General features: G+C 66.3%; 10 protein-coding genes. 2 read left to right on the top strand and 8 right to left on the bottom strand.

What is annotated here, in order from left to right; translation table 11 throughout:
• From ABD120_RS38715 to ABD120_RS38685, 7 genes are all read right to left on the bottom strand, one after another.
• Window positions 1-499 (bottom strand): phage minor capsid protein (locus tag ABD120_RS38715; protein WP_343955363.1); only part of this gene is annotated, 499 nt, incomplete at its 3' end.
• On the bottom strand, window positions 483-2,045 hold the full coding sequence (locus tag ABD120_RS38710; RefSeq protein ID WP_343955362.1) for a phage portal protein: 1,563 nt from the start codon (window positions 2,043-2,045) through the stop codon (window positions 483-485). The genes ABD120_RS38710 and ABD120_RS38715, both read right to left, overlap by 17 nt.
• Window positions 2,046-2,138: 93 nt before the next feature.
• Window positions 2,139-2,399, bottom strand: coding sequence for a hypothetical protein (locus ABD120_RS38705; protein WP_343955361.1), 261 nt, complete (start codon window positions 2,397-2,399; stop codon window positions 2,139-2,141).
• A gap of 10 nt (window positions 2,400-2,409) precedes the next feature.
• On the bottom strand, window positions 2,410-4,377 hold the full coding sequence (locus tag ABD120_RS38700) for a hypothetical protein (protein ID WP_343955360.1): 1,968 nt from the start codon (window positions 4,375-4,377) through the stop codon (window positions 2,410-2,412).
• Between the two features lie 3 nt (window positions 4,378-4,380).
• Window positions 4,381-4,848, bottom strand: coding sequence for a hypothetical protein (locus ABD120_RS38695; protein ID WP_343955359.1), 468 nt, complete (start codon window positions 4,846-4,848; stop codon window positions 4,381-4,383).
• A 157-nt stretch (window positions 4,849-5,005) separates the two neighbouring features.
• Window positions 5,006-6,292: a PBSX family phage terminase large subunit gene (locus ABD120_RS38690; RefSeq protein ID WP_343955358.1), complete on the bottom strand. Its 1,287-nt coding sequence runs from the start codon at window positions 6,290-6,292 to the stop codon at window positions 5,006-5,008.
• Entirely contained in the window at window positions 6,289-6,729 is a 441-nt protein-coding gene (locus ABD120_RS38685; RefSeq protein ID WP_343955357.1) for a hypothetical protein, read from the bottom strand. Before ABD120_RS38685 ends, ABD120_RS38690 begins: the two co-directional genes overlap by 4 nt.
• A gap of 133 nt (window positions 6,730-6,862) precedes the next feature.
• On the opposite strand from ABD120_RS38685, the gene ABD120_RS38680 reads away from it, so the two are divergent.
• Window positions 6,863-7,309 (top strand): ASCH domain-containing protein, encoded by a 447-nt coding sequence (locus ABD120_RS38680; protein WP_343955356.1) that lies wholly within the window; start codon window positions 6,863-6,865, stop codon window positions 7,307-7,309.
• Here the strand turns inward: ABD120_RS38680 and ABD120_RS38675 are convergent.
• Window positions 7,296-8,315 (bottom strand): GNAT family N-acetyltransferase, encoded by a 1,020-nt coding sequence (locus ABD120_RS38675; RefSeq protein ID WP_343955355.1) that lies wholly within the window; start codon window positions 8,313-8,315, stop codon window positions 7,296-7,298. The two genes, ABD120_RS38680 and ABD120_RS38675, sit on opposite strands and share 14 nt — an antisense overlap.
• A gap of 143 nt (window positions 8,316-8,458) precedes the next feature.
• Here ABD120_RS38675 and ABD120_RS38670 point away from each other — a divergent pair.
• On the top strand, window positions 8,459-9,018 hold a 560-nt coding region (locus tag ABD120_RS38670; RefSeq protein WP_343955354.1), incomplete at its 3' end, for a hypothetical protein.

Raw genomic sequence — 9,018 nt, 5'->3', positions numbered from 1 at the left:
GGGTGCTGCTCGCCGCATGACGACTGGTGTCCACACTTCGGGGAGAGCCCCCCAGCTTCTCCACCGTCTGTCTGGCCAGTTCGTTGACACCCTGGCCGGGGTTGATCAGCTTCTTCGACCCCAGCTTCCGGGCGTCCTTCAGGACCTGTTCCAGGCGTCTACGGACCTTGTCGTCGTGCACCTGCGACAGCGCGGCCACCACGGCGGAGTCCATGCCAGCGGCCCAGGACTGGAGTACGGCCTTCTCGGCGGCCTTCTTCGCCACCGAGTCGAGCCGCTTGATGATCTGCTGGGCATCCTTGCGGAGCTGCCCGATCTCGGCGAACCGCTGCTCCTGCCACTTGCTGGCGTCCTGCTCGTCCCCGCCGGTCGCGTGCTTAGCGATCTTCTCGGCGAGTCGTTGCTCCGCCTCCGCGTACATGCGGGCCACGAGCCGGGCCTGTTCGAGAGCCTGCTCGATGGCCTGCTCAGGCGTCGGCCCGCTAGTCGTCGTCGCCATCGCCCGGGACGTACGTCTCGTTGAGCTCGGCCGGGTCCGGCAGGTTCAGCCCGAGTTCGTCGCGCAGGCGCCGCACCTCGGCCTTGACCTGGCCGTCGTCCCAGTCTGGGTGGAGCATCCGGACACGGGTGTCAACGCTGGCGGACTGGGCCCGAGTGAGCATGTCCAGCGTCCGGCTCAGGCTCTCCGGATCAGGCATGACCCCGTCCGGCCACTCGATCGTTGCCTTCTCCGCGACGACCTTCGTGCCGAACACGGCCAGGTCGATCGACAGGAGGGCCTCGGCCAGCCAGGCCAGCGCGGGCGTCCAGTAGTTGAGCTTCTTGCCGCGCGTGACGAACGACTTGCGCTCGCGTGAGTGGATCTCCGTCGCTGTGGCGGCCTGGCCCTCGCCTGCCTCACCGAAGCTCTGCACGGAGTAGCCCGCGCCGCGCAGGATCTGCGCCAGCAGGGTGCGGGCGGTCTCCTTGTGCTCGGCGACACGGATGTCGAACTGGCTGATCGTGATCATGCTGGGGCCGCCGTTGGCGGGCGGCATCATGCCCAGGCCGGAGTACACCTCGCGGTCCGGATCCCAGGTGGAGCCCCGGCCGCGGCCTGTGTTGGCCAGGTAGACCTCGGGCACGATGATCCGGCCCTTACCGAGCCGCAGGTCCCGCATCCAGGACGTGTAGGTCTCATCCAGCGCGTCCATCAGCGGCTCGACACCGCTGTAGTCGCTGCGGCCGAGCGAGGTACCGCGCAGCAGCCGATGGGGCTTGATGTTCGGCACGTAGTAGGTGAGCAGGCCCTTGTCGTAGCCGGTGTCCAGGCCGCCCTCGGCGTCTACGATCTCCGCGAACCCAGCGGTTTCGGGGTGGTCCTCCAGAGGCACCTGCATGCCGAGCCGTTCACGGTCCCCGCGGTACAGCCCGTGGTAGATCCGGCCCTGCTCGTGACGTTCGAGGTGACGCCAGACCGCCTTCTCTTCCTCGTGGACCACCTTCCAGAAGGTCACCGCGCCGAGTCTGTTGTTGGCGAACTCCGGTACGGCCGCGTCGGCGGGGACCAGGTCGAGGATGGGGTAGTCCGCGATCTCGCTGTTCCAGCCGACCCGCAAGTAGACGCCGCCGTACGCAGAACCGATCTCTGCGGACTCCAGGAGCATGCTGTAGACGCCGCCGTCAGCAAGGACGCGGTCCAGCCGCGCCTGCCCCTTCTTTCCTGAGACGCGGAGCGTGGGCGGCTCGGAGAACAACAGGTCCGCGCTGGTCGCGCTGATGTCGGCGGCGATCGGGACGTGCAGCTTCGTGCTGCGCGACTGACCGGCAGGGATCGGTGAGCCCCAGAACCAGCGGGCGACCCGCCCGACGACGCCGCCAGCGTACTGAAGCGGTCGGTCCCAACCCTTCAGATCCAGGCCGAGGCCCGGCGTCACGCCCGCGCCGTACACCTGTGCCAACCGGTCGGGGTCGCCTGAGTACCAGGCCCCCCACTGGGCGTAGAGCTTGTTCTCTTGCCGTGTGTGGGGCGGGGGCCAGTCCATATCACGGTCGGGAAGCGGCACCGCCACCTCCCTTCTTGCAAGCGGAACCGCTTGCGGGAATGGCGAGCCGATAGAGCTCGTGCTACGGGATGGGAAAGGGGATCAGGCTGCGGGTCAGACCTGCTCGGGCCAGTGCCAGGTGCCGCCGCGGTGGGCGGGCGGGTTCACGCCGTATGTCTCGTGGTGCTCGCAGCCTCCCTGCGCGAGGGAGTGGAAGAACAGGCCCGTGGGGTTCATGACGGCCAGGCCCACGGTGGTCCCGTCGGGCGCGACCTCCGTGATCTGCGCGGCCCGGCACTGGGAGGTGAACTCACCCCCTGGCGTTCCGTATGAGACGTAGTGAACGATGCGGCCGATGCTGGGGTGCTGGTTCATGAGTTCTCCACTAGATGATCGGGACTAGCCCGCTGGGTAGGACCGGTCGCTCTTCCCGACGGGTGGTGCGCACCCACACCTGGTAGGTGCCATCGGCAAGAGTCACGGCTCCGTTCGGACCGACGAGAATGTGTGCGACAGCGCCCAAGTTCTTGGTTTCAGCCCAACTGGCGGTCTTCCAGTCCGCAGGTCCCGGCTCGATGCCGGGTGTGGTGAAGGCCATCTCCACGGGTTCGGTTCCGCGAGCGTGCCGGACGAAGACGCGCACGTACTCCAGCGATAGTGACGAGATGGGGTCCACGACTCCTCCTCTCAGCAACTCGGGCGCGCTCACGCCCCACAACCGGTCCGGCAAGCCCACAGCGAGCGGCGGAAGCAGCGGAGAGAGGACAGCAGCCGCGTTTCGGTCGGCGGTGGCCCCGATGACCCCGGCCTTCGTCCACCTCAGCGCTATACCGGCCTCAGAAGAGAGGGCCCGCGCGAGCGTCCGGCCGCGTGCCAGCACCACACCCTTCGCGCTGCTGTGCTCGATCGCCGCGCTCAACGGTCGGGCCTTGACCCGCGTGAGCGGCCGAGTCTGCGACTCGTCGCGCGCTAAGCCGAGGCTCAGCTCGCCGTACAGCCGTCGGCTCTCTTCGCCGTTAACGACAGCGGCGATAGTGGCAATCTTAATGGCGTCCAGCGGGCCAGCCCGCCCGTCCTCGCCAGCGGCGCCGATCACGTGCATCCTGCCCGAGCGCAGGGCCAGCGCGGACTCCGACGACGACGCCGAGAGGATCACGTGCTGCTTGCCGCGCTGCAGCGTCCGCGCGGTGTCAGTTCCAGGGACCAGGGCCATGCTGTGCCGCGATACTCGGGGCAGCACCTTGGCTACGCCGGACTCGACGGCCGCGCCCATCGACGCAGTACGAGGCAGCCCAACCGGGCCCAGCTTGGTGTCCGCCACAGCGATGTCGTCCACCAGCGTGTGGCCGCCAGCATCACGGACAACGTAGAACCTGAACCGGTGAGGTATCTCCGCGACAGCGGTAAAAGAGGAGACGACGTGCTGGTCAGCCGTCGCGGAGTCGGGGTCGTGATAGGCCCATGCCTCAACGTGGCCTACACCTGCGGTGACCGTGAGACCGACCTCGATGCGCACCCAACGGTCAGCCGGGATCCCGGTGAGCGACGGGCCGACCGTTCCGGCGAAGTCGAGCCTCAAGCTGTTGGGCAAGTCGTTCCACAGGTCAACGACCCAGGCCGATTCGGAGGTCATGTCGAACACGGTCTGCCGACGTCCCGTGTTGTCCACGGCGCGCCAGTAGAAGCGGGCGAAGATCGTAGTACCGGTCAAGCCCGGCGGGCCGGTCCACCGCACCTCGGCCTGTCCATCAGCTGTGGCGCAGTCGAGCGCGAGACCACCCGGTCGCCTCGGCCGGTCGCCGGTGTACCTGGGCTCGCCGGTGGTGAGGGTGAACGCCATCCCGTTCAGCCCGCCCGAGTTCTCCGCGGTGATCGGCGCTCCGTGCTGTCCGGCGTCGAAGTTGTTGGCCACCGCTTCAGGCGGTTCCGGGGTGGCGTTGTAGAAGGTGAGGTCGTCGATCCAGACGGTGTCCTCGCCGCCGCCGTCGATGTGGTCTCTGGAGTAGCGGAAGGCGATCGCGGCGTACGCGCCTACCCGGACCGGGTTAGCCCAGGTGTGCCAGTCCAGGATGCCCCAGGCGCCGTCGAGGAGAAGGTACTGGCCTTCCCCGGTGATGCCGTAGAGCTCCAGCGGATCGTAGCCGCCGCCCTCGGTCGACAGGCGCATCTTGGACTGCATGTGGGTGGCCTCGGCGGGAACCCGCACGACCATCTCGGTCATCTGGCTGTGGCCAATGGGCGCGCTGCGCATCGACCAGGAGCCAGAGCCAGCCGAGGCGTTCGTCCGGATCCAAGTGCCAGTGATGTCCAGGACGAAAGTGTCGTCCTCGAAGTCCTCGCTGATGAAGACCATGCATCAGGTGGCGCGGTAGAAGCCGATAGCGTCAGTCTGGACGACGATGTTGGCGCCGTCCGGGATCATCGGAAAGTCGTGCGCGGTCAAGGGGATGATCTGCGAATCGGGGACGACCGAGCCGGGCCGGTAGCAGATGAGGATCTTGCCCCAGGCGCCGCCCGCTGCCTGCACGTTGACATAGGTCTGGTCGGGGATGTCGAGATCGACCCGATCGTTGACGTTGTCCACGACCACCTCGGCCAGATCCGCGCTCAGCAACGCCTTTCTCTCGTATCCGGCATTGCTGGCCTCGGTGGAACCCGTGAGCACGTCCGCGAGGCTCACCCGGTCGTTCATCAGACCATCCGCCTCAATCGCGGCGGCAGCCAAGACGACCATGACCAGGGCGGCGCCGGGAGGGCCTGCCTTGACCTGCCGGTAGAACTCGACCACGCGGCCCTTGGCGGCGTTGAACGTGAAGTCGGCCACGTGGGTCCTCTCCTCAGTCGGCGGGGTTACGGCCGGTGTCTGGCCGTGCGCTGCCCCTCAACAGGGCACGACCAGACACCGGAGTGCTCAACGCCCGGACTGGGACAGTCCAGGCGGAGCGAACCCGCTCAGGGCCGCGAGACTCCCGAGCGAGGGTCTATCTGTAATTGGGGACGGGCTCCAGAAGTTGCGCCCAGGCCGCCTGAGTGGTGTGCAGGCCGTACCGGGCGGCGTCCAGCGAGTGATCATCGGTCTTGATCGGGGCGTCGTCTCCGCGCTCGGCCTTCTTCTCGTCCCACGAGTAGCTCCCGATCTCGCCGAGTAGCCCCGTGCAAGATCGGTGCACTCGCAGGTGATCGGCGGCAATGAGGTTGGAGACGGTGCGGATGCCGTCCAAGACGGAGTTGTCGCCCATCATCGGCAGGAGGCCGTCACGGTGGAGCTGGGTGGTGAAGGAGGCGGCGGACGGGTCGACGATCAGCCACTCCGGCCGCACGCCGCGGGTTCCGGGGCCGTAGGAGTCCGGCATGCCGTCGAGCCATTCCTGAAGCCGGGATGAGTACTCGGCGTCGGTCAGCTGGCGGCGTTCGACGCGGGAGTCCCACCGCAGTTCGGAGGCCAGGTAGAGGCGCCGCTGGCCCGCCTTGTCCGGGATGGAGACGCCGATGAGCAGGGCTGCGAAAGGATTGACCGTGCCATAGTCGACGCCCACCGAAAGCCAGCGCTCCATGAGTGGGATGTGATCGACGATGTGACGGTCCGGGTCCCACATGTCATAAACGGCGCCCTCGGCCATGCACCACTCGCCGAGCACGTAGCGTCTGAACCACAAGCCGGTGTACTCGGCCTTGAGGTTGGCCACGTAGAGGGGGTCGAGGCTGTGGTTGTCGTCCAGCTGAAACTGCCACCACCGCAGGTCCAGCTCGTGACTCCGCAAGAGGAAGCGCTTGCGAAGCCAATGGTTCGGGGCGTCAGGGTTGGTCGTACAAAAGATCTTGGAGCCGGGAACCGAGCAACGGGCGAGGAGCTGGTCCCAGAACGCTTCCGGGATCAGGGTCGCCTCATCGACATACGCGCCCGCACAGGTCATGCCTCGCAGGCGGGACTCGGCGCGGACGTCGTTGGCGCTGATGATCTCGATCCGGCGGCCGAGGATGTTCGCGGTCGGAGCACCCCGGTTGTAGAACACCCTGCGCGCCACAGGCCCGGTCAACGCGGGATCCATGAGCGGCTCGAACACGTTGCGCGAGATGGTGTCGCTCGTCTTGCCGACGATCACCAAACTGCCGCCGCGAGGAGCTCGGGAGACGTACATCAGCCACCTGAGCAGCGACGCGATCGTCTTCCCGGACCTGACCGCGCCCGTCCAGATGTTGATGCGCGCGACGGACTCCGCGATCGACTTCTCTTGCTTGGGCGATAGCCGGACCAGGGCCAGACTCACCCTTCGTCCTCGTCGTCCGGGTCGTCGTCTTTGCCACCGGGCTTGATCTCGCCTACTACGTGCGCTTCGACGACTTCGCCCGGCACGTGCTGGACGCGCAGCGAGTCGAACAGCGACCCGAGCAGCGACAGCACGTCGCCGTCCTGGGCGCCGCCGCGGTTCATCTGGTCCAGGCCGAGCAGGTAGCTGCGGCGGGTGATGAGCTTCTCGCAAGCCTCGACGGCCTTGACGTCGCCGTCGAGGGCCTTGGGCCAGAGGGCCTGCATCAGCCGGTCCAGCCGCCGAATCTCGATCTCAAGCAGCTGCTCCGAGGACTCCTGCTGCGCCTTCGCCGCAGCCGCCAACGCACGCGTCATGTCCTTGGAGACCGCGTAGGCCCCACCCTTGATGCCAAGCTGCCGCGCGATTGCGTCGTGACTCATTCCAGCCAGACGCATCTGAACGATTTTCGCTCGCCGCTCAGCGACCTCAACTCGCTTTGCAAGGGACACACTCATTGAGCAGCACCCCCTAAAAAAAGTAAAGGTTGGTCTGCGTCTAATTCGCTTATCGGTGAGCTATCCTGCGATAATGCGAATGATTAAAGCGATCACCATTAAGCAGCCCTGGGCGGCGCTGATCGTCGCCGGCCTGAAGGATGTCGAGAACCGCTCGTGGGATACCCGCTACCGCGGTGAGCTGCTCATCCATGCCGGCCAGAAGGAAGACTCCCGCGGCTGGGCTCGGGTGGCCGAGCTGGGGGTGACGCTCCCGGAGGAGCTGCTTCAATTCGGCGTGATTCTGGGGTCGGTCGAGCTTGACGACATCGTGCGCGAGCACGACTCGGCGTGGGCCAACCCCTACCAGTGGAACTGGGTCTTGTCCGGAGCCCAGTCCGCGACCAGGTTTGTCGAGGTCAGCGGCAAGCTCGGGCTGTTCGCGCCGCCGCTCGACTGGCGGCGCGGCTTCACCGATGTGGACGCGCCGGGGATGACGGGCTGGTCGAAAGTGCGGGACCTCGCGGTCACCGGGGGCTGATCGGGGCGTACTCGAAAGACACGGTGCCCAGCCGCCGCGGGTTGAGGGAGTGCGCGTGCAGGTGCTTCTCCTTCGAGGTGGTGCGCAGGCTCTTGTCCTGCCCGACCAGCCTCCAGCGCGGCGACCGGGAGCGGTAGGCGATCAGTGCCGGATGCGACAGAACCGCGCGCAGGCGATAGCCGCGCTCGTACAGATGTTGCCCCATCCATTCCGTCAAAGCGCCGCCGATCGACAGCCCCTGATAATCCGGCAGAACCACAGTCCTATGCGCCATTTTGATATTGCGCGTCTTTGGATGCGGGAAATGGCGATACGAAGTGAACGCCACCAATTCTCCGGCGATATAGCCACCGAAGCATTTCGCGGCTTTATGCAGAGTGCCGGTCAGATAGTGATGACGCTGAAAGATCGCCCAGGCCGACCGATCGACCTCGCGGACGTCGAGCTGGAGCGCTGGCCGGGGTTGAACCGACCTCCACGTGAAGGAGCTGGTCGCAACGTCGAGCACCCAGTCGGGCTGCAACCAGTCGAGCACGTCGTAGTGGCACGTCACAGCAACAAGCCGCCGACCGCTGCGGCGGACAGCCTTGGATACCGCGTGCGAGGCGACCTTCGCTACCTGGCGATCCACAACCGAGGTGAACTCGTCCACCACGACCAGGCCGTCCGTGTCGGCCAAGGCCCGCGCGATCGACGCGCGGAACGCCTCCCCGTTGGACAGCGTGCCGAACGGCCGCAGCCACGCCGGCGGGCTGGACAGGCCGACTGCGCCGAGCAACGCCACGATCTCCTTGATGCCCATCTCTTGCGGGAAGTCGTCCACGAGCGCCTGGTCGCTCCACGTCTGGGCGCCCATGATCTGGTCGGGCCATAGGTGTCGGGCGATCGTGGACTTGCCCGCGCCGGATGGCCCTACGATCAGTCCGACGTTCCACTGCTTCTGCTCGATGGGGAGCTCGATCGTCCAGGAGTTGGTCAGTTTCTCCTCGATGGCGACGTCGAACATGCCTTGTAGCTGGAGGACTCGGGCCGACGCCTGGACAGGGGACGACAGAGTGATGTCAGCGCGCACCGCACCGCCTTTCGCAAAGCTGGGGATTGAGGGAATGATGCTGCGGATCTAGCGGGCACAGCCCTACTCTCGGTCATGTGACGATCCTCGACCGCGACCACTTTGTGGCATCGGCGCAAGACTTCGCCCGACGTGCTCTCGATGCCTACCTCGACGACGACGCGCGGGTGATTCTGATCAATGCCGCGCTCTCGCTTGAGCACCTCAGCAAGGCGTACCTGTTCGACAAACATCCGGCGCTGCTTGTGGAGCTCCGCAACGGCAACTTTGATTCGTTGCTGCACCTAACCGGCTTGGGTGCGAGCGCCCGCAAGCTAAAGGAGCCCCGGACGATCAGCGCGAGGGAGGCCCTTACAAGGATCGACCAGCTGATGCCGGTGCGGACACCCAAACCGCTACTGGAACAACTCATCGATGTGCGAGACGGCGTCGTACACGCCGGGTACCTGAGCCCAGCCAACACACGGGAGGTCTTGGCGGCCTTCCTCCGCTTCTCCAACGAGCTTTACGACGAGATCAAGCTAGAGGAGCCACTCCGCTGGAGTAGCCATGCTGAGCTCGCCGCGTCCCTCATCAGAGATTCACGGGGGCTCTCCCCGAAGTGTGGACACCAGTCGTCATGCGGCGAGCAGCACCC

It is taken from the genome of Nonomuraea longicatena, from assembly GCF_039525605.1.
GTDB lineage: Bacteria > Actinomycetota > Actinomycetes > Streptosporangiales > Streptosporangiaceae > Nonomuraea > Nonomuraea longicatena.
This window is presented reverse-complemented; position numbering and strand designations above follow the sequence as displayed.